The sequence below is a fragment of the Paenibacillus sp. FSL K6-1230 genome, assembly GCF_038002385.1.
GTDB classification, from domain to species: Bacteria; Bacillota; Bacilli; order Paenibacillales; family Paenibacillaceae; genus Paenibacillus; species Paenibacillus massiliensis.
Window position 1 is genome coordinate 2,318,874 of sequence record NZ_JBBOCK010000001.1, and the last position, 20,057, is coordinate 2,338,930.

The window sequence follows — 20,057 nt, forward strand, 5'->3', positions numbered from 1 at the left end:
TTGCTTTCGTGAATAAGGATGTTCTATTGGAAAGGAGTGCAGGCGCGTGTATAGATGGATCAACAGTCTGAATACGTTGCGGAATCAGATTTTTCTTGGCTTTATGCTCGTAATGGTCATTGTACTTATTTTCATCGGGATGATTGTGTATAAGCAGGTGTCCGTATTGCTCCGCAACAGTGCTGAGCGTCACATCCAGCAGACCTCCATGCAGACAATGGGCAGGTTGGAAGCGATGCTGAATCAGGTCAATACGCTGACGGCGCAGGTATCGACCAATGCTACAGTTCAGCGCCTGCTGATGCAGGAGGCGGAGGGCAGTCCTCTATCGTTCGAAAATCGCCAGCAGCTCCAGCGTGAGGTTAGCAAATATGAAGCTTATGCTACAGACATCAAGTCACTGGAGATCTATACAGGTAATTATCGTAGATTGCTTCCTCTGGATGATGGAAGTCTCGTGGACAGGCTCCCTCCTGACTGGATTCAGCAGGCTGATGCGGGGAAGGGGCAGCTAGTCTGGTTCGGTGAAGATCCGGTTGATGCCAGTGCAGTTGTAGCAGTAAGGAGAATACGTCTGGTCGAGAAATCCTTCACTCACGGTGGATATCTTTATATTCGATTAGATAAGGCCTACTTCACTTTAACGGATGCTACGAGTAGCTTCTCTACCGTCACTAGGGAAGGGATATGGCTATATGATCAGGGAGGGCATGTGCTATCGGCGAATTCTTCCTCTGCTGTGGACGCCGCAGATGTTTTTGCAGCTGAGCGGGATCAGGGGACGTTACAGCTCGGGAAAGAGCACTATGTGGCTGTACACAACGAATTGGAGCCCACTGGCTGGAAGCTGATCATGCTGACACCGGTGAACTATACGACAGAATGGGTTCCAGTACTACGCCAGTCGATCCTGCTATCTGCGCTGATTGGAGCCGTATTGTTTCTGATACTGAGCTTTATTCTGACGACCATGCTCATTCGGCCGATCCGGTATTTGATTCGAGGAATGCGGGGAATAGGCTCAGGGACGATGAATCCTATACCTCTCAGCTCACGAACGGTTGAGATTCGGGAGCTCAGTCTTTCCTATAATCAGATGGTAGATTCATTGAATGAGTTGATCCAGGTCGTCTACCAGAAGGAAATCCTCCAGAGCAGAACGGAGCTGAAGGCACTTCAGGCGCAGATCCATCCGCATTTCCTGTTCAATACGATGGAGGCGCTGTGCTGGGAGCTGGATGAACGTGGGCAGGAAGAACTGGCCCGTATTGTCGTGGCGATGTCCGGATTGTTCCGTTACGTTATTCATCGCCGAGAGGGCGATGAATGGGTCCAGCTTCGTGAAGAACTGGAGCATGTCGAACGTTATCTGGTCATTATGAACATGCGTCTCATGCATCGTCTTTCCTGGTCCATGGAGGTAGACGAGGCGAGCCAGTGCCTGCTAATCCCGAAGCTCCTGATTCAGCCCATCGTAGAGAATGCCATCTGGCATGGTGTGGAGCAGCGTCTGGAGCCCGGACAAGTCGTCGTACGTGTTATTCCTGCTCAACGTCCGGGTCATACGCTCATCTCCGTAACGGATAATGGTCCGGGCATGAGCCGGGATAAGGTGGAGGAGCTGTATGCTAGTTTTAGCGCAGGGCACACAGAGAGTAATAAACGTAGTGGTGTGGGTCTTGCCAATGTCGAGCGGCGTCTGCGGTTATTTTTTGACAATTGTGGACCTTGCCTACGGATAGAAAGCGAACCAGGACATGGCACGACGATATCCTTCGAAATCCCTGATCATGCTGGAGGAAGTAGAAGAGGTGAAGCGATATGAAGACAATTCTGATCGTAGATGATGAACCAAGAACACGTGAAGGGGTCAAAAAGACCATAAGCACCTGGTCCTCTGGGCGTTGCCGGATTGAGACTGCTGCCAGCGGCTTAGAGGCACTGGAATGGCTGCAGGCACAGGAAGCACAGTTGGTAGTAACCGATATCCGTATGCCTGAGCTAGGCGGGCTGGAGCTGATTGAACGCATTCATCACAGGTCTCGTCCACCAGCGATTATTGTGATCTCCGGTTACTCTGAATTTGAGTTGGCCCGTCAGGCACTCCGCTTTGGTGTAGTGGACTATTTGCTGAAGCCTTTGGATAAAGAACAGCTCGTAGGCGCGGTAGAAGCGGCATTAGCCAAAGAAGAGAATATGCAGCGGGTCATACGCATGGAGCAGTTAATTGATGTGAAGCTACTGGAGACAGCTGGACAGGAGAAGGCCTATGTGACCAAGGTGCAGGAGGCGCTTCGATATATTGATCAGCATTTACAGGACCCCTTATCACTACGTGAGACAGCCTATGCATTACATATGAATTCAAGCTATCTGAGCGTGCTATTCAAGGAACAGACCGGACTTACGTTCAGCGAATATCTCACCCACCGACGTGTCCAGCGGGCGAGAGAATTGCTGGTAGGTACATCCATGCCAGTAGCAGAGATTGCCGAGCAGGTAGGCTACCAGACGGCTCGGTATTTCGTGAAGGTGTTCCGTAGTCTGGAAGGGCTAAGCCCAGGTCAATATCGTCAAAGTCTGTCCGACCCTGATAAGCAGATCTAATCCGTACCGAGATTTTCCAATCATAGTGGTATTAATCCTAATCGTTGTTACCTTATCTCGATGGGAGCACATTGTTACAATTTTGGTGAAGCGGTTACATTTCCCGCGATTATACATGAGAAAAGGGGTTGTATGCATGTTCAACAAAAAGTGGACGATTCTTCTCCTCATCTGGTGCCTTGCTTTGATTGTAGCTGGCTGTGGTAGTGCAGGTAGTGATTCTGGAGGTGAAGGCTCAGGCAGCAATGAAGGCAATCAAGTGACGGTGAACTTCATGCATTTATGGCCAGCAGGCGTGTCCGCAGGACAGAACAAAATTGTGAATCAAATTATTGACGAGTATCAGAAGGAGCATCCGAATGTAACGATCAAGCAGGAGGTGCTCGATAATGAGCAATACAAGAACAAGCTAAAGGTGCTCTCCGCCTCAAATGAACTGCCGGATGTGGGAGTCACTTGGGCTGCTGGATTTCTGAAACCATATGTAGAAGGAGGCCTGTTCACACCAATGGATGATCTGCTCGCTGGAGAGCTGAATGGTAGGTTCGTAGCGGGCACGACAGAGGCTTATGCAGTGGATGGCAAGACGTATGCCTTGCCGTTGGAATTCAATATTGCACCTGTGTATTACAACAAAGCAATCTTCGAACAGTATGGTGTGGAGGTACCCGAGACGTATGACCAGTTCAAGAATGTAGTGAAAACGTTGGCGGATCAGGGGATGGCTCCGATTGCGTTGGGTAACAAGGATCGCTGGACAGGTTCACTGTGGTATATGTATTTGGCTGACCGGCTTGGTGGCCAGGAGACACTGGCAGGTGCCATCCAAGGAAAAAATAGCTTCAAGGACCCCGCATTACTTCAGGCAGCTACGGAGATACAGACGCTGGTGGATATGAATGCTTTTGTCAAAGGGTTTAACGGTTTGTCCAATGAAGAAGCCAAATCTGAGTTCCTCAATGGCAAGACAGCCATGTACATGATGGGCACCTGGGAGCTGCCGAATTTTACGACGAACGAAGAGATTCCACAGCAATTCCGTGACAGTGTAGGCTTCTTCAAATTTCCAGCTGCCTCTGATGGCAAAGGTAATATCAATAGCTGGGTTGGCGGACCAGGTGTCGGACTGTTCATCTCGGAGAACTCGAAGGTGAAGGAGGAAGCGAAGAAATTCGTTGAGTATTTCGTGAGCGAGTGGGGGGAGCAGTCTGTGACAGGTGCAGGCGTCATCCCGGCCACGAAGGTAAATACGGATACGCTCGAGCTGCCTCCGCTTTACATTGAGCTATTTGAGGAAATGAATCAGGCGAGCAGCATTACATTGTTTGCAGATGTGCAGATGGAGGCCAATGCGGCTGAGACACACCTGAATATGATTCAGGCCCTATTTGGCAAGGCGGCGACCCCTGAGAAATTCTCCGAGGAGCATGATGCGGCGATGGCCAAGAGCAATTCCGGGCAGAAATAACTCGCTATTCGGTCTTTGTTCTAGACATCGTTGATATTTAACACCAGAATCGCCTGATATCAATCGCTCTGCTGTGGAAATAATCAGTTCAACACTTGAGAGGTTATGATCTGACTGAGCCATCCGATCCGGCATGTTGCCGGGTCGCGCTTGGCGGAGTAGGGTCACCATATCGACCTGCCAAGGGCCAGCACGGAGAAAGGAGTCTGAGTATATTGGATAAAGTCATGTCCAACAAGAAGATCATTACCTTGTATGTACTTCCTGCCTTGCTCATCATTTTGGGAATCGTCTACATACCGATCCTCCTCACGGCGTATTATGGGCTGCATGACTGGAACGGGATTGGAGCTCTGACTTTTATCGGCATGGAGAATTATACAGCACTGCTCACCGATGACAAGTTCTGGGCCAGTGCATGGCACTCGCTACTGCTCGCATTATTCTCGGCAATAAGTCTAATCATCTACCTGGTAGTAGCCATGGTACTGGCCTCCCGGATTAAGGGGGCCAATCTATTTCGCAAAATCTATCTGATCCCGATGCTTCTGTCCTCCGTAGCTATTGCCCAGCTCTGGCTGCGCATGTATCATCCGACGAACGGAATTGTGAACAGCCTGCTGGAGACGATGGGGATCGCGAATCCACCAGCATGGCTGGCCGAGCCTAATCTTGTGCTGTATGCGCTATTCGTACCGATTTTATGGCAATATGCGGGCTTTTATATTCTGATCTATTATGCTGGACTGAAGAATATCCCCTCCACGCTGGAGGAAGCCGCACGAATAGACGGTGCAACGTCTTTGCAGATTGCCTTGCGCATCCGGCTCCCGCTCATGCTGGAGGTTATCAAGGTGACGATCGTGCTGGCCGTCGTCGGCTCCTTGAAATATTTTGACCTCATCTATGTCATGACAGGCGGTGGGCCAAATGGAGCGAGTGAGGTAATGGCATCTTACATGTATTTGACAGCGTTCCGAGCCTATGATTTTGGATATGGAAGTGCTATCGCTTTTTTCCTGCTCCTGATCTGTCTCATCGTGACATGGATCATTCGCCGGGCGACGGCGAGCAAGGAAACGATTCAGTACTCGTAGCTGTAGAAATGTGAATCTAAAGCACGTGGATCTATAGCGCGTAGATCTAGAAGACTGTCAATATAATGGTCCACTCCAGCAATTTAATAACTAGTCAGGAGGTGTGCTACATGCGATTCGAAGCTGCGTATAAGCCGCAGACCAAGCGTACAACCTTCATTTCTCGCCCCCTGCGAAAGCTCGGCTATGTACTGCTATATTTAATTTTGTGCGCAGTGGCTATCTTTCAGTTGTTCCCGCTCGTGTGGCTCCTGCTGTTCTCACTGAAAAACAATCAGGAGGTATTCAATCTTCCGCCGTTGTCTCTACCTGGGGAGCTGCGCTGGGAGAATTACGGCAAGGTATGGAGCGCGGGGAATATCAGTGTATATTTTTTGAACAGTGTGTGGATTACAATAACGGCTACCTTGTTGACGGTAATACTGGGGAGTCTTGTAACCTTTGCCATTACGAGAATGAAGTGGCGGGGAAGTTCCTTTGTCCTTGGCTTATTCATGGTGGCGATGATGATTCCCGTTCATTCCACATTGATTCCCTTATTTAGCATGTTTAATCGAATTGGATTAACGGATCATCCGTTGTCGCTGATTCTGGCCTATGTGGCTTTCAATATGCCGATTACGATCCTGATTCTGCTGGGCTTCTATTACACGCTTCCCAGAGAGGTGGAGGAGGCCGCTGTGATGGATGGCTGCTCGGTACATAGGGTGTTTTTTCAGGTCGTACTGCCGATGACTGGCTCGGTGCTTGCGACGACCACGATTATTAACATGATTTATAACTGGAATGAATTCATTTTCGTGAATACCTTCATTAGCTCGGATATGCTCAAAACGCTGACAGTTGGCGTGCAGAATTTCATTGGTCAATATACGACGGATTGGGGAGCGATCGGTGCGACGTTGATGATCAGTATTCTGCCTATACTTGTTATGTTTCTCTTTCTCAGTGACCGCATTGTAGAAGGAATCGCAGCTGGTTCGGTCAAAGGCTGATTCTAGCCTGTTTTAATGAACGAAGAAAATACACAGATTAACAGCCAAATTAACAACAGCAATGACAAGAATCAGCTAAGCCTCTTGCGGTGCCGCTACAATTGAGCAACCAGGATGAGAGAATATGAAGATATGAAGAAAGGCATCCTCAGGGTTATGGCCTGACAGGATGCCTTTGCTGTATGCTCTCTAGATTACTTTACTGCCAGCATGCCTTAGTTTTGCTGCCTGGATCGCACGTAGAATGACTATCTTAGCAAATTTGAGCTTACCCAATATTGGTGGTACATTGAAGCGTCTAACAATGGGTGCAAATGACGATGATGGCTCGCATTATGAGCGTGGCTTGTAAGTAAAGTAGTCAAAGTCGGCATGCAGGCCTTGACCTGATGTATCCTGGCATTGCATGCCCACAAAGGCTCCAGTAAAGAACCCGCCACCGCGAATGTAATCGTCGGACAGCTTATAGGAAGGGAAATCAATCGGTATGGCCTCCCAGGTGCTGCCGTCCAAGGAATAAGAGTATCTATAGATGTCAAGGTTTACCTCTACACGCATATATACGTATTCTGACGTTGGCGGGAGGATGATCTTCTGATTCTGCAGAGGTTGTGAAAAGCTAAGATTATCATTGACTGAAATGTCCAGAATTCGTCCCTTCTCCTCATCCCATGTAACCTGACAGGCGGTCCAGTTCTCGGTGTTATAATAATTGACAAGGCCGGCTGCTTGTTGAAAAGTTGTGGGCTCGAAGCGCAGCTTCGTCTCTGCCGTGAAGTAAAAATGCTGCCAGCGTCTCGCGACAAATGCCTGTGTAAAACGTGAGGTCAGGGATTCTCTGCCATACAGACGCAGATGCCCAGGATTATCCGTCAAGGATACAATGTCATTGCCCAGAGGAATGCGTAAGGTCTGGAAATGAAGATTCAGTTGATTGCTGTCAAAATCATCCTTCTCCGCAATATCAGGCTCCCAGGGAGCATCAGGGATGTTAGGTCCTTCAATGTGCAACGATGGTGCATGGCCTCCAACAACATAGGGCCAATCCTCTTTCCATTCCAGCCGTTGAATGGCAGTCTCTCTCCCCAGTGGACAATAGCCGCGAGGATCTAATAGGGGTTCATTCTCTCTCGGCAACGGTCTTCCAGTGAGATGCACAAGAAACCACTCATCTGTATGCGTTTTCACAATCGAGGAGTGTCCGGCTTTTTGCAAAGGGTTACGCGGTGCTCCGAAGGAGGATAGCAGCGGATTGTGTGGATGTACCTCGTAAGGACCGTGTATATTTTTGGACCGGGCAATCGTGGACTGATGGTGATACCTTGTGCCACCCTCTGCGGTTAGCAAGTAATAGTAATTTCCGATTTTGTACAGATGTGGAGCCTCGGTTAGCTTGATGTCAGTGCCCTTGAATATGATTTCCTTCGGCCCGATCAGCTTGCCCTCGGATGCGCTGTATTCCTGCAATACAATGCCATAGAAGGAGTGCTGCTCTGCACGATGGTCCCACACCATGTTGACGAAATAGGTTCTGCCGTCCTCATCATGAAATAACGAGGGGTCAAACCCAGAGCTGTTCATATGAATAGGCTCGCTCCACTCGCCGTCGATCGTCTCACAAGTAACCAGATAGTTGTGGCAGTCCTTCCAGGGGCCCTCTGTTACTTTGACATCTGTGTAGATGAGCCAGAATTGATTATCGCTGTAGGATAGCTGTGGAGCCCAGACACCGCCTGAATCGGGGCTGCCGGTCATATTCAGCTGACTTAATCGGGATAGAGGCCGTGAGACAAGACGCCAATGCTTCAGATCCTTGGAGTGATAGATTCCTACACCCGGGAACCATTCGAAGGTAGACACTGCAATGTAGTAATCGTCGCCAGCCCTGCAAATGCTCGGATCAGGGTTGAAGCCGGTCAGGATTGGATTTTGAATGCTAGCCATAGATTATACACTCCTTGTTATGAAATAAGTATGACGGATGATTTACCCATTCTGTAACTTTAAAAAGATGGGTCGGTAATGTTATCATAGCAATGAGAGTCCACGCTATACATATCCATAGCAGGTTCATGTTTATCCAAATCGTTCAAGGTGGTTCAGAAGATAACTGTACCGGAGGGATCAAGGGAAATGGGACAGATCAATGAAAGATATACAAGATCAGAACGTATGCTGCCGGACATGGATTCCACATTTCGCGTGTTTGGGGCCCATCTACGAACAGTAGAGAAGCAATGGACATACGAAAGTCACAGACATCCGTTGTTCGAGGTTAACCTGGTACTGTCGGGAGTGCAGGAGAGCGTTGTGAATCGCCAAAGGTATGTACAAGAGCCTGGGGATTTGCTGCTGCTTCGGCCCGATGATGAGCACGAGAGTCGGGTCGCTGAAGGGCATGATATGACCTACTATTGTCTTCATTTTGATGTAGATGATGTATCCTTTCGCGAATTGCTGAACCGCAATCCTCATTGCTTCCATGCAGCCTCGAGTGAGCTTGCTGCAGCAATTCGCCCTGCGCTGGACAAGCTGATCGAACTGACACAAGATGCCCCTACGCCTAGCCTGGAGGTGCGCATGAATGTGTTGTCTGCTCTCTTTGAACTGTTTGCTGCGCTTAGCGGCTCGCTCTCTGTGCAGGCGATTGGGGCAGGGCATATACGCATGACACAAGCTGCAGCACGTGTTGCGGAGCGAATCGAACGATCCGTCGAGGATCATACGTCCGTTAACGGTGCATACCGCGAGACAGAGACAATTACACGAATTGCTTCCGAGGTTGGCTACAGTACGTCCGCAATTAATCGAATGTTCAATCGTGTGTACGGACTATCTCCACGGCAGTACATGACTATGCTGATGCTCAAGAAGTCCAAGCTGCTCCTAATGGACCCGGAGCTCACCGTGGAGCAGGTGTCGCGTAGGCTGGGCTATCAGAGCATTGCCCATTTCAGCCGCCAGTTCAAGCGCTGGACGGGTGAATCACCGAGTAGCTTCCGTGGGGGGTTCCAGGAGACTGCACGGGAGGGAAATCGTCCAAATGCTGGGGAGAAGCGTCTTTGACATGCATTTCGGGCGTGTATTATACTGAATAGCGGATAGCATGATACTTCTTCAGAATAGTATGAGGTAGCTTTCTGTACATAATTAGAAATTAGATGAAAGAATATAGGGGAGAGTGTATCGTGAATTTACCCAACAAAATTACATTGGCGCGCATAGGCCTCATTCCGGTAATGATGGTATGCCTTCTTGTGGATTTTGAATTTTACCCGGACCCGATTCGCTGGGGAACATTTCATCTTCCATTTAATCAGTTGCTCGCCGCATTAATCTTCATTATTGCGGCTAGCACGGATGGTATTGATGGCTACCTGGCTCGCAAGCATAACATGGTGACTAATCTGGGCAAACTGCTGGACCCGCTCGCTGATAAGCTGCTGGTTACAGCCATTTTCATCTCGCTGGTTGAGCTGGGTAAGATGGATTCTTGGATTGCAGTCATTATTATCAGCCGCGAATTCGCTGTAACGGGCTTGCGCCAAATTGCATTGCTGGATGGCTCTGTTGTAGCAGCCAGCAACTGGGGTAAATTGAAGACAATCATACAGATCGTAGCCATTGTCGCCCTGCTAATTAACAACTTCCCTTTTATATTTTTCGGTATCCCGTTCGATCAGATTGCGGTGTGGGCTGCAGCGATCGTGACACTGTATTCGGGCTATGACTATTTCGCGAAGAACATGCATTTAATCCGTTCTTCCAATGTGTAGACGGTGTATGAATGACTCGGGCGATCCCGGGTCATTCTGCTCCTTATAGCTGAAAGACTGGACTGTAAGTTATGTGGCTTTCATTCGTAAGTGTGTCAATCCTGATAAGTAGGCGTTAAATAAATTGCAATAGGGCGCTACCTATTGCTTTTTCATTTCAGATGTGTGCAGTGATCCATATATTGGACCTAGTAATCGCATAATTAGGGCAAGAATTAACGGAGGGCGAGAATATGAGAGCAGAAATCATTGCAGTAGGTACGGAGCTGCTGCTCGGTCAAATTGTGAACACGAATGCGCAGTATTTGTCACAGGAACTGGCAGCGATCGGAATTGATGTGTATTTTCAGACCGTAGTAGGCGATAATATGAACCGCTTGCAGGAGGCCATTCGCCTTGCTAGTGGACGGGCTGATGTGGTGCTCTTGACTGGCGGTCTGGGCCCGACTCAGGATGATCTGACCAAGGATGCGTTGGCTGCTGTGCTTGGACGGGAGCTTCATGAGGATCGACTGTCGATGGACAAGATTGAAGGCTTCTTCCGTAATCGTGGTGTCGAGATGACTGACAATAACCGCCGCCAGGCGCTTACATTGGAAGGAGCGACGCCTCTGGCGAATGAGACAGGACTCGCTGTGGGGAATGGCCTGGAGCAGGATGGAAAGTATTATGTAGTACTGCCTGGACCTCCTAAAGAGTTGATTCCCATGTTCGAGACGGAGGCACGTCCATGGCTGCTGCAGCATGCATTGCAGGGTGAGCAGTTGGCCCTGTACTCCAAAATGCTCAAGTTCGCTGGTATTGGTGAGTCGGCACTAGAGACCAAGCTACTTGATCTCATTGACAGTCAGACGGACCCTACAATTGCTCCTTATGCCAAGGAGGGAGAGGTGACAATTCGCCTATCCACCAAGGCTTCAAGCGAAAGTGAGGCTATGGTCCGGTTGAACTCGACTGAGGTACAGATTCAGCAGCGCTTGGCTGAGTATCTATATGCGAGTGAGGATGTACCGCTGGAGAAGACACTGGTCGACTGGATGATCAGAGATGGCTTGACGTTGAGTGCAGCAGAGAGCTGCACTGGCGGGATGCTGATGGAGCATATTACCTCTGTACCAGGGAGCGGTTCTGTCCTAAAGGGCGGCATAGTATGCTACTCCAATGAGATGAAGGAGAAGCTCCTGAACGTGCCGCATCATTATCTGGAGGGTGAGAACAGTCCTGGAGCAGTCAGCCGAGAGGTGGCCCAGGTACTGGCTGAGCAAGTCCGTATGATTACGGATAGTGATTATGGCTTGTCGATTACCGGTGTCGCTGGTCCGGCATTTTCTGAGCATAAGCCAGTAGGTCTGGTGTATATTGCCATTGCACAGCGAGAACAAGAAACGCAGATCTATGAGTTGAGGCTGAACGGTAACCGTGAGACGATTCGTCTGCGGTCGGTGAAGTCCATTCTATATCGACTCTGGAGATGCCTAGTGGCGAATCAGGAAGCATGAGTGGTCTCTGACATGCTGTCTGATCCCCATATCCAGAGTATGAACTGCTTGTGACATTAGCGGCAGCTGGGCACGAGAGATGGGGATAGGTGACCTATTTTGCCAGTGCTGGGCCGTTGTTTTGGAGGCAGGACAATGCTATAATGGAGAAAGACGGAAGAACCGTGGTCAAATGGCCGACGGTTCTTTTGCTGTTTTGGGACGTAAAAAAACGAATGTATGTTCGAAAAAATGCTTGGCAAACGTCTCCAAACGAGGTATGATGTATGTATAAATAGAGCGTTGGGCTGAGTGAAGTCACGAGGCAAACGCTGACCATGAAGGATGTGAGCTAATTGTCAGATCGTCGTGCTGCGCTGGATATGGCGCTCCGTCAGATAGAAAAGCAATTTGGTAAAGGTTCAATCATGAAGCTCGGAGAATCTACCCACATGCAGGTGGAAACTGTTCCCAGTGGATCGATTGCATTAGATATCGCTCTGGGAACTGGCGGGTTCCCAAGAGGACGGATTATTGAAATATATGGACCAGAATCTTCAGGTAAGACGACGGTCGCACTTCATGCGATTGCTGAGGTACAGAGAACGGGTGGACAAGCTGCTTTTATTGATGCAGAGCATGCACTTGACCCTTCATATGCTAGCAAGCTGGGCGTGAACATTGATGAGTTGCTGTTGTCCCAGCCTGACACTGGTGAGCAGGCACTGGAAATTGCTGAAGCGCTGGTACGCAGTGGTGCTGTAGATATCATTGTTGTAGACTCCGTTGCTGCACTCGTTCCAAAGGCTGAAATTGAAGGGGAGATGGGAGACTCTCACGTGGGTCTTCAGGCCCGTCTGATGTCTCAAGCGCTACGTAAGTTGTCTGGTGCTATCAACAAGTCCAAGACCATTGCGATCTTCATTAACCAGTTGCGTGAGAAGGTAGGCGTTATGTTCGGTAATCCGGAGACAACTCCAGGTGGACGTGCTTTGAAGTTCTACTCGACTGTACGTCTGGATGTGCGTCGTATTGAGAGCTTGAAAATGGGCAATGACATCGTGGGTAACCGTACTCGTATTAAAGTAGTGAAGAACAAGGTTGCTCCTCCTTTCAAGCAAGCTGAGGTAGATATTATGTATGGAGAAGGGATCTCCAAGGAAGGCAGCTTGATTGACATGGGCACGGAGCATGACATTGTCGACAAGAGCGGTGCCTGGTACTCGTACGAAGGTGAGCGTCTTGGACAAGGCCGTGAGAATGCGAAACAGTTCTTGAAAGAGAACCCTGCTATCGCAGATACTATTGAGCAAAAGATCCGCGCAGTCAGCAATCTGGTTACAACCGTTGCACCTCCTTCCGCAGAGCAGGCTGCTAAGGAAGCGAAGGAAGAGCAGGAACTGCTGGAGCTTGAATAGTGTTTTCCTGTACTACCTAAGCACCATCTAGTATTACCCAGTATTATCCAGGAACCAAAGGACTTAAATGAATCTTAATATGATGATCATTATGCCCTGCATGATATTGCAGGGCATTATTTTATCTGTAGACTGCTTTTCTGGCAAAGTAGGGGAACGGATGGAAGTGAGGAGCTTAATTCATGAACTGGAAGAGAACCAACCGATATGGGGCGGGACGAAATCCTGGTAGAAATAACGATACCAGCAAGGATGGAATGGAAGGTGACGAGCTAGAGGAATTGGAAGCGAGTGACAATTCTACGCCAACTACGAACTTAATCGGTATATCCTACTTGCCTGAAGGGGTGACATTGGAGATCACACGTGTAGAGCCTGGCAAACGGCGGGATCGAGGACGGTACATGATCCATTTTGGTCAGCATATCCTGTCTGTACTGGAAGATGTCATGATCAAATACCGTATGACCAAGGGCGCTACATTCACCAAGGCCGATCTGGAGGAAATTGTACTCGCGGATGAGAAGCAGCAGGCCTACATTCATGCACTTCGGACACTGGCACACAAGCCTCGAACTCAAATGGAGATCACCCAGCGTTTGCTGCAAAAGGATATTGCTCCCGACATCATTGAAGAGATCCTGATACGGCTTGGCAACGAAAAGCTGATTGATGATGAGCTATATGCCAGACAGTGGGTGCAGCAACGCATTTCGCAGCAGTACAAAGGCAAGCTATGGGTGCGGCAGGAGCTACAGCAAAAGGGAATTGCGAAGCACACCATTGCAGAGGCGCTAGCCGAGGTCGAGGATGAGCTGGAGCTGGACAGTGCTTTGGCAGCCGGTATGAAGAAATGGAAGCAGACTCGTGGTGAATTGCGGGACAGAAGGAACAAGACGTATGCTTATCTACTGCGGCGTGGGTTTTCCGGTGAAATGGTGAGGGGAGTGCTCAAGCAAATATTGGAGCATGAAGAAGCCAGCCTTGATGAGGATGAGTATGATGGAGTATGACGAGTCTATGCTTTTGGTTGAGTCTATAAATCATTGACATGTGATTCAATATGTCATTCTCTTGACAATGACAATTGCCAAATAATAAAATGGACATGAATCTGTACTGCCAGATGATCGCTTTTTCCTTCCAAAAAAGTGTCACGACGGTCTGATTCACTGCTATTCATAAGTGATGCCGCTGGAGCGGTCCTGTACAAGTGGACATCTGTACACGTGTACATCTGAAATGAAACGGCATGCTGCCGTTATTCTTGCTTAATGATTGATGAGCAAAACTGACAACTGCAAATCCCAAGGAATGCCTTGGAGGAACCAACGAGGAGGTGAACAGTATGGATCCTACTACGATCTTGTCGATCATTCTCGTTGTAGCCGCATTATTCTTTGGGTTCGTGATCGGTTATTTTATTCGGAAATCTCTTGCAGAAGCTAAGATTTCCAGTGCAGAACACGCTGCCGCTCAAATTGTAGAAAACGCTAAAAAAGAGGCAGAGGCACTGAAAAAAGAAACGGTACTGGAAGCGAAGGACGAAGTCCACCGCATCCGTAACGAGGCTGAAAAAGAAACTCGTGAACGTCGGAATGAAATTCAACGGCAGGAACGACGATTGCTGCAAAAGGAAGAGTCACTGGATAAAAAAATAGAATCGCTGGAACGTAAAGAAGAACAAGTGGCTAACAAAGAGAAACGAATTGATGAAACCCAGCAACAAATTGAATCGATCTACAAGAGTCAGGTTACGGAACTGGAGCGTATCTCCAATCTGACTATGGAAGATGCAAGAAGTATTATCCTCTCTAATGTAGAGCAGGAGGTTCGACACGAGACGGCTCAGATGATCAAGGATATCGAGCAACAGGCGAAGGAGGAAGCGGATAAGAAATCCCGTGAAATCATTACGCTAGCGATCCAACGCTGTGCCGCCGATCACGTGGCTGAGACTACGGTATCTGTAGTAACTCTGCCTAACGAGGAAATGAAGGGCCGGATTATTGGACGTGAAGGTCGTAATATCCGTGCACTGGAGACCCTGACAGGGATTGATCTCATTATCGATGATACACCGGAAGCTGTTATCTTGTCCGGCTTCGATCCGATCCGTCGTGAAATCGCTCGTACTGCTCTAGAGAAGCTAGTGGCAGATGGCCGAATTCACCCAGCACGGATTGAAGAGATGGTAGAGAAATCCCGTCGCGAAGTAGATGAGCGTATCCGTGAATATGGAGAGCAAGCTACCTTTGAAGTGGGCGTACACGGTCTGCACCCGGATCTCATCAAGATACTGGGTCGACTCAAATTCCGTACCAGCTATGGTCAAAATGTACTGAAGCATTCCATGGAAGTTGCTTATCTGGCTGGACTCATGGCCGGAGAACTGGGTGAAGATGTAGTTTTGGCACGGCGCGCAGGCTTGCTGCATGACATTGGTAAAGCGCTGGATCATGAAGTGGAAGGATCACACGTCGAAATTGGCGTGGAGCTGGCGAAGAAATACAAGGAGCATCCTGTTGTCATTAACAGTATTGCTTCTCACCACGGCGATTGCGAGGCGACCTCTGTAATTGCAATGCTGGTAGGAGCTGCAGATGCATTATCAGCAGCTAGACCGGGAGCTCGCAGAGAGACGCTGGAGACTTACATCAAGCGTCTGGAAAAGCTGGAAGCGATATCGGAATCCTTCGAGGGTGTAGAGAAATCCTATGCGATTCAAGCCGGACGCGAAATTCGTGTCATGGTGCAGCCTGAGAAGATTGATGATGCAGATGCTTTCCGCTTGGCACGCGATATTACCAAAACGATCGAGAATGAGCTTGATTATCCTGGACACATCAAAGTAACTGTCATTAGGGAGACGCGAGCTGTCGAGTATGCGAAGTAGATTTACCGCTTAGGTATATCGGTTGTGCATACACAATAGAATGATCAATGAAAAGTGGCCACCTGCGAAGGGGCCATTTTTCATTCAGTTTATAGAATGCCGTAAGACTTAAGAAAGCATAGGAGCCATTTGGAAACCAAGTTAATTCATACAATATCATGATATGGCTTGACCCGATGTACAAACGAGCAGCCTTTTTGTAATATCGGGTAGAGTGTATTATGCTAAAGGTAGAGCACGGTAATTTAGGAGGAATTCATATCAAGGTTTTATTTATTGGCGATATTGTCGGGAGTGTCGGCAGAAAAGCTATACAGCACAATCTGCCAGAGCTCAAGCGTAAGCATAACCCCCACATCATCATTGCAAATGGAGAAAATGCAGCTTCAGGTAGAGGGATTACGGCGCCGATCGTAAAAGACCTGTTTGATCTGGGCGTGCATGGCATTACAATGGGGAATCATACGTGGGATAACAAAGAAATTTTCGATTTCATTGATGATGAGCAGCGTATGATTCGCCCGGCGAATTTTCCGCCAGATACTCCGGGACGTGGACATACCATCATCAAGGCGAACGGTAAGGAGCTGGGTATCGTCAATTTGCAAGGGAGAACCTTTCTCCCCCCGATCGATTGTCCATTCCGGGCTGCGGATGATATTGTGGACAGCATGCGCAAGAAGGTGAAGCATATTCTGGTGGACTTCCATGCAGAAGCAACCTCCGAGAAGATCGCTATGGGCTGGCACTTGGACGGTAGAGCCTCTATCGTCGTTGGAACTCATACCCATGTTCAGAGTAATGATGACATCATTCTGCCGCAAGGCACGGCTTACATGACGGATGTGGGCATGGTAGGACCGCGGGAAGGCATACTCGGTATGGAACGAGAGGCTGTTCTGCGGAAGTTCAAGACGCAGCTTCCTGTTCGGTTCCAGGTGGATACGGGCAAGTGGCACTTCCATGCGGTTGTTGTCGAGCTGAATGATCAGACGGGCCGGGCAGAACGAATCCAGAAGATTCGGCTGCGTGAGGACGAATGGACAATGGAGTAAGCTTCAATTGTTGAGATTTGAAATAATAATATTACCAAAAAGCAGGAATTTTTTGCCCATCCTCGAATAACATCTACTAGTGGAGAATCAAGCCATTACTTATTCCCAGGGGAGGTACTTACTATGGAAGTATTAAAAGTATCAGCAAAATCCAATCCCAATTCTGTTGCCGGCGCTTTGGCCGGAGTTCTGCGTGAACGCGGAGCAGCTGAATTGCAGGCGATTGGAGCAGGTGCATTGAACCAAGCTATCAAAGCTGTAGCCATTGCCCGGGGATTTGTAGCGCCAAGCGGCGTGGATTTGATTTGCATTCCAGCTTTCACGGATATTGTTATTGACGGCGAGGACCGCACAGCTATTAAGCTGATTGTGGAGCCCAGGTGAGGGATAAAAGATAAAGCACTTAAATAGCATAGACCTGTTTACATTCGGTAAACGGGTCTTTTTGCATTTCTTGCATTTGAGGACAGGAGGGATAAAATGACGTCAGTGCAACCGAACTGGCCTGTAATCGACTTCCATTGTGACGTACTATACAAAATGCATCTGGGGCACGCGCTGAGCTTCGAGGATTCGGCGCTGGATGTGACCCGTAGCCGAATGAAGGAGGGAGGAGTAGGCCTCCAGACCTTCGCCATCTTCATTCCGCAGCAAGTGGGGAGTCAGCGGTTCGAGCATATTGTCAGACAGGTCGAGTTGTTCCGTGAGCATATTGCTTATCCGGATGGTGGGCTCAGCACGCTACGGTGGCGTGAAGAGGCAGCGCAGTTGTTCAGGCAAGCTGGTATTACACCAGAGAAGGATGGGGCGAAGCTGCAAAAAGCAGTCGTGGAAGCCCCAGCGTGGGGTCTCTTGTCACTGGAAGGGGCTGACGCACTGGAGGGGAACCTGGAATATATCCGCTTGAGCTATGAGCTGGGTATTCGTCTCATCGGAATCACCTGGAATTATGCCAATTGGGCAGGTGATGGTGTGCTGGAGCAGCGTAATGCTGGATTGACCAACAAGGGGCGGGAAATGATCCGGTACTGCAATAAGCTGGGGATGTTGCTGGATGTGTCACATCTGAGTGAGTCCGGCTTTTGGGAGGTCATGGAGCAAAGTGATACACCGCCGGTCGCTTCTCATTCGAACGCACGGCATGTTCAGGATCATGTAAGGAACCTGCTTGATGAGCAAATTCGTGCCCTGATTGCGAGAGATGGACGTATTGGGCTTGTGTTCTATCCACCATTCGTAAAGGATGGAGCAGATGTACGTGCTGAGGATTTGTTGCCGCATATCGAGCATATATGTTCACTAGGGGGAGCTGGACAGATTATGCTGGGCTCGGACTTTGACGGGATGGACCAGCATGTCCGTGGACTGTCGCATCCGGGAGATTATCCAGCCTGGGCAGGGCTGTTGCTCAAGCACTACCCGGAGGGTCTCGTTCGTGGCTGGCTCGCTGGCAATGCTCTTGGATATCTGGCCAAGCATTTACCTCAAGCACCGATATCGAGCACGAAGGTGTAAGAAATGTGGGATGTGGCCGATGCCGTGTCGGTCCATGCCAGTGTGCTGCAATGTATTTTAGTCTGTGTATTACGGGTATGATCGTCTAAGTATACAATGCATATTTGGTGTTCAATGGTCAGGTCAGCAGATTAAGCTATGGTGACTGCCATTTTAACGCGTTGTTTTCGACATTTTTACGAACATCCGACAGGAAGGTTTTCATTCCCTTACAAATAGGAGTATAATGGTCCATGACGCATAAGCGTGTATAGAGAAGAAGGAGTGACCTTTACGATGAGCAAAATCGTACCAGTCGGCGTATCCGCACGTCATATTCACCTGACTCAAGAGCATATCGAGGCTCTGTTCGGAGCAGGATATCAACTCACAGAATTCAAACCATTGTCCCAACCAGGACAATTTGCAGCTAATGAAACTGTAGCTGTAATTGGCTCAAAAGGTTCCTTCGAGAAGGTTCGTATTTTGGGACCAGCACGTCCAGCTTCCCAGCTTGAAATTTCCCGTACAGATTCCTTTGCGATCGGTGTAAAAGCGCCTGTCCGTGAATCGGGTAAGATTGACGGCACACCAGGGGTCAAAGTAAAAGGACCTGCTGGAGAAGTAGATCTGGAGGAGGGCGTAATCATTGCTGCTCGCCATATCCATTTCCATACTTCAGTTGCAGAGAATTGGGGCATTCAAGACAAGCAGCTGTTGAAGGTACGATTTAACGGTGAGCGTGGTGTAGTATTCGAGAATGTCATTGCTCGTGTATCTCCTGATTTTGCATTGGACATGCACATTGATACAGATGAAGCGAATGCAGCAGGCATTAACAACGGTGATACTGCTGAGATCGTAGAATAATAATTAAATGAACCATGCTCACTGTCATTTATACAGGTGAGCTGCCTGTGGAGAGTAGCCGCAGGTGTACTAAGGGGCGATTCCGCAAGCTTGAGCTTGTCGAGATCGCCCCTTGGTGCTATAGATACATATCCTCACTGTTGAAACGATAGGCCAAGACCTTGCGTTTATCCCCATACATGCGATCCAAATGTTGCTTTCCCCATTCGCAGATGCTGTTAAGCAGCCCATGCAGTGTCATGCCATACTCGCGAATCTCATACTCCACCTGGGGAGAGATTTGCTGATAAATGATACGATGTATGATGCCGTCTTTTTCAAGATCCCGTAATTGCTAGGTGAGCACCTTTTGCGTTATATCAGGAATACTGCGGCGCAGCTCGCTCGTTCTTTTTTTTGCCAACCCCAAGCCCAAAAACTCCAAAACTCAAATGACCCCAAGGACTCCAATAGCTCCAATAGCTTCAATAGCTTCAATAGCTTCAATAACTCCCAAGGAACCTCCAGGTGCCTAGGGCACCTAAGTGTTCTTATATTACCTGAAGGTGCGTACTTCTCGCTCGGAGAAAATTATTTATAATTAGAATACAGCTAGCTTAGGCTGCAGCCGTCACCCAAAGGTATCGTTGGGGGCGGCTTTTTCACGGTTCAAGTATGGAATTCCATCTGAGGCTACCTTATCTGAGGCCTACATTAATAGTACAAAAGTACAGATGAAGCCTGTGTATTTAAATGCAGAGTGAAAAGTATGTAGGAGGTAAGATGCGTGCAGTAGAAAGAGAGCTGGTATTACTGTATAAAGCTTCGTTTATGCGGGCATTCATGGAATAGTCAAGGGGTTTGTGCTATAATTTTTGATTAGAGCTTTATTGTAGTCAATACGATCGTGTTCTTCGAATATAG

At 48.6% G+C, this 20,057-nt stretch carries 16 protein-coding genes and 1 pseudogene; 15 read left to right on the forward strand and 2 right to left on the reverse strand.

Features of this window, described 5'->3' with window-relative positions; all coding sequences use genetic code 11:
- The first annotated feature begins 46 nt into the window (after nucleotides 1–46).
- The 5 genes from MKX74_RS10230 (at nucleotide 47) to MKX74_RS10250 (ending at nucleotide 6,167) form a co-directional block, all read left to right on the forward strand.
- Entirely contained in the window at nucleotides 47–1,825 is a 1,779-nt protein-coding gene (locus MKX74_RS10230) for a sensor histidine kinase (protein ID WP_341178269.1), read from the forward strand.
- Nucleotides 1,822–2,607, forward strand: a complete 786-nt coding sequence (locus tag MKX74_RS10235) for a response regulator transcription factor (protein WP_018883324.1) — start codon at nucleotides 1,822–1,824, stop codon at nucleotides 2,605–2,607. The genes MKX74_RS10230 and MKX74_RS10235 overlap by 4 nt, the downstream gene beginning before the upstream one ends.
- Before the next feature lie 136 nt (nucleotides 2,608–2,743).
- Entirely contained in the window at nucleotides 2,744–4,075 is a 1,332-nt protein-coding gene (locus tag MKX74_RS10240; protein ID WP_341178270.1) for an extracellular solute-binding protein, read from the forward strand.
- A gap of 215 nt (nucleotides 4,076–4,290) precedes the next feature.
- Nucleotides 4,291–5,172: a carbohydrate ABC transporter permease gene (locus MKX74_RS10245; RefSeq protein ID WP_341180554.1), complete on the forward strand. Its 882-nt coding sequence runs from the start codon at nucleotides 4,291–4,293 to the stop codon at nucleotides 5,170–5,172.
- 110 nt (nucleotides 5,173–5,282) lie between these two features.
- Nucleotides 5,283–6,167 carry a carbohydrate ABC transporter permease gene (locus MKX74_RS10250; protein WP_025679821.1) on the forward strand — a complete coding sequence of 295 codons (885 nt, stop codon included), beginning with the start codon at nucleotides 5,283–5,285 and terminating at the stop codon, nucleotides 6,165–6,167.
- 333 nt (nucleotides 6,168–6,500) lie between these two features.
- Here MKX74_RS10250 and MKX74_RS10255 read toward each other — a convergent pair whose 3' ends face one another.
- Nucleotides 6,501–8,111, reverse strand: a complete 1,611-nt coding sequence (locus MKX74_RS10255) for a glycoside hydrolase family 43 protein (RefSeq protein ID WP_341178271.1) — start codon at nucleotides 8,109–8,111, stop codon at nucleotides 6,501–6,503.
- A 189-nt stretch (nucleotides 8,112–8,300) separates the two neighbouring features.
- On the opposite strand from MKX74_RS10255, the gene MKX74_RS10260 reads away from it, so the two are divergent.
- From MKX74_RS10260 to MKX74_RS10305, 10 genes are all read left to right on the forward strand, one after another.
- On the forward strand, nucleotides 8,301–9,233 hold the full coding sequence (locus MKX74_RS10260; RefSeq protein ID WP_341178272.1) for an AraC family transcriptional regulator: 933 nt from the start codon (nucleotides 8,301–8,303) through the stop codon (nucleotides 9,231–9,233).
- Between the two features lie 122 nt (nucleotides 9,234–9,355).
- A complete protein-coding gene (pgsA, locus tag MKX74_RS10265) occupies nucleotides 9,356–9,943 on the forward strand; it encodes a CDP-diacylglycerol--glycerol-3-phosphate 3-phosphatidyltransferase (protein ID WP_018883317.1) in 588 nt (195 codons plus the stop codon).
- Nucleotides 9,944–10,176: 233 nt separating this feature from the next.
- Nucleotides 10,177–11,442 carry a competence/damage-inducible protein A gene (locus MKX74_RS10270; protein WP_341178273.1) on the forward strand — a complete coding sequence of 422 codons (1,266 nt, stop codon included), beginning with the start codon at nucleotides 10,177–10,179 and terminating at the stop codon, nucleotides 11,440–11,442.
- Between the two features lie 335 nt (nucleotides 11,443–11,777).
- The gene (recA, locus tag MKX74_RS10275; RefSeq protein WP_018883315.1) at nucleotides 11,778–12,839 is read left to right on the forward strand and encodes a recombinase RecA; all 1,062 of its coding nucleotides are present in this window, start codon (nucleotides 11,778–11,780) and stop codon (nucleotides 12,837–12,839) included.
- A gap of 182 nt (nucleotides 12,840–13,021) precedes the next feature.
- A complete protein-coding gene (locus MKX74_RS10280) occupies nucleotides 13,022–13,852 on the forward strand; it encodes a regulatory protein RecX (RefSeq protein WP_341178274.1) in 831 nt (276 codons plus the stop codon).
- A gap of 335 nt (nucleotides 13,853–14,187) precedes the next feature.
- The gene (gene rny, locus MKX74_RS10285; protein ID WP_018883313.1) at nucleotides 14,188–15,735 is read left to right on the forward strand and encodes a ribonuclease Y; all 1,548 of its coding nucleotides are present in this window, start codon (nucleotides 14,188–14,190) and stop codon (nucleotides 15,733–15,735) included.
- 221 nt (nucleotides 15,736–15,956) lie between these two features.
- A complete protein-coding gene (locus MKX74_RS10290) occupies nucleotides 15,957–16,790 on the forward strand; it encodes a TIGR00282 family metallophosphoesterase (RefSeq protein ID WP_341178275.1) in 834 nt (277 codons plus the stop codon).
- 123 nt (nucleotides 16,791–16,913) lie between these two features.
- A complete protein-coding gene (locus MKX74_RS10295; protein WP_006286829.1) occupies nucleotides 16,914–17,174 on the forward strand; it encodes a stage V sporulation protein S in 261 nt (86 codons plus the stop codon).
- A 96-nt stretch (nucleotides 17,175–17,270) separates the two neighbouring features.
- Nucleotides 17,271–18,305 carry a dipeptidase gene (locus MKX74_RS10300; protein WP_341178276.1) on the forward strand — a complete coding sequence of 345 codons (1,035 nt, stop codon included), beginning with the start codon at nucleotides 17,271–17,273 and terminating at the stop codon, nucleotides 18,303–18,305.
- 276 nt (nucleotides 18,306–18,581) lie between these two features.
- Nucleotides 18,582–19,154, forward strand: a complete 573-nt coding sequence (locus MKX74_RS10305) for a phosphate propanoyltransferase (RefSeq protein ID WP_341178277.1) — start codon at nucleotides 18,582–18,584, stop codon at nucleotides 19,152–19,154.
- 118 nt (nucleotides 19,155–19,272) lie between these two features.
- Here MKX74_RS10305 and MKX74_RS10310 read toward each other — a convergent pair.
- Nucleotides 19,273–19,551 (reverse strand): annotated as a pseudogene (locus tag MKX74_RS10310) (winged helix-turn-helix transcriptional regulator); the annotation flags it as partial.
- Nucleotides 19,552–20,057: the final 506 nt, after the last annotated feature.

Bases quoted from the DNA above. Each gene is read 5' to 3' on its own strand.
- MKX74_RS10235 (WP_018883324.1), top strand. From the start codon at position 1,822: ATGAAGACAATTCTGATCGTAGATGATGAACCAAGAACACGTGAAGGG.
- MKX74_RS10240 (WP_341178270.1), top strand. From the start codon at position 2,744: ATGTTCAACAAAAAGTGGACGATTCTTCTCCTCATCTGGTGCCTTGCT.
- MKX74_RS10250 (WP_025679821.1), top strand. From the start codon at position 5,283: ATGCGATTCGAAGCTGCGTATAAGCCGCAGACCAAGCGTACAACCTTC.
- MKX74_RS10255 (WP_341178271.1), bottom strand. From the start codon at position 8,111: ATGGCTAGCATTCAAAATCCAATCCTGACCGGCTTCAACCCTGATCCG.
- MKX74_RS10260 (WP_341178272.1), top strand. From the start codon at position 8,301: ATGGGACAGATCAATGAAAGATATACAAGATCAGAACGTATGCTGCCG.
- MKX74_RS10270 (WP_341178273.1), top strand. From the start codon at position 10,177: ATGAGAGCAGAAATCATTGCAGTAGGTACGGAGCTGCTGCTCGGTCAA.
- MKX74_RS10280 (WP_341178274.1), top strand. From the start codon at position 13,022: ATGAACTGGAAGAGAACCAACCGATATGGGGCGGGACGAAATCCTGGT.
- rny (WP_018883313.1), top strand. From the start codon at position 14,188: ATGGATCCTACTACGATCTTGTCGATCATTCTCGTTGTAGCCGCATTA.
- MKX74_RS10290 (WP_341178275.1), top strand. From the start codon at position 15,957: ATGCTAAAGGTAGAGCACGGTAATTTAGGAGGAATTCATATCAAGGTT.
- MKX74_RS10295 (WP_006286829.1), top strand. From the start codon at position 16,914: ATGGAAGTATTAAAAGTATCAGCAAAATCCAATCCCAATTCTGTTGCC.
- MKX74_RS10300 (WP_341178276.1), top strand. From the start codon at position 17,271: ATGACGTCAGTGCAACCGAACTGGCCTGTAATCGACTTCCATTGTGAC.
- MKX74_RS10305 (WP_341178277.1), top strand. From the start codon at position 18,582: ATGAGCAAAATCGTACCAGTCGGCGTATCCGCACGTCATATTCACCTG.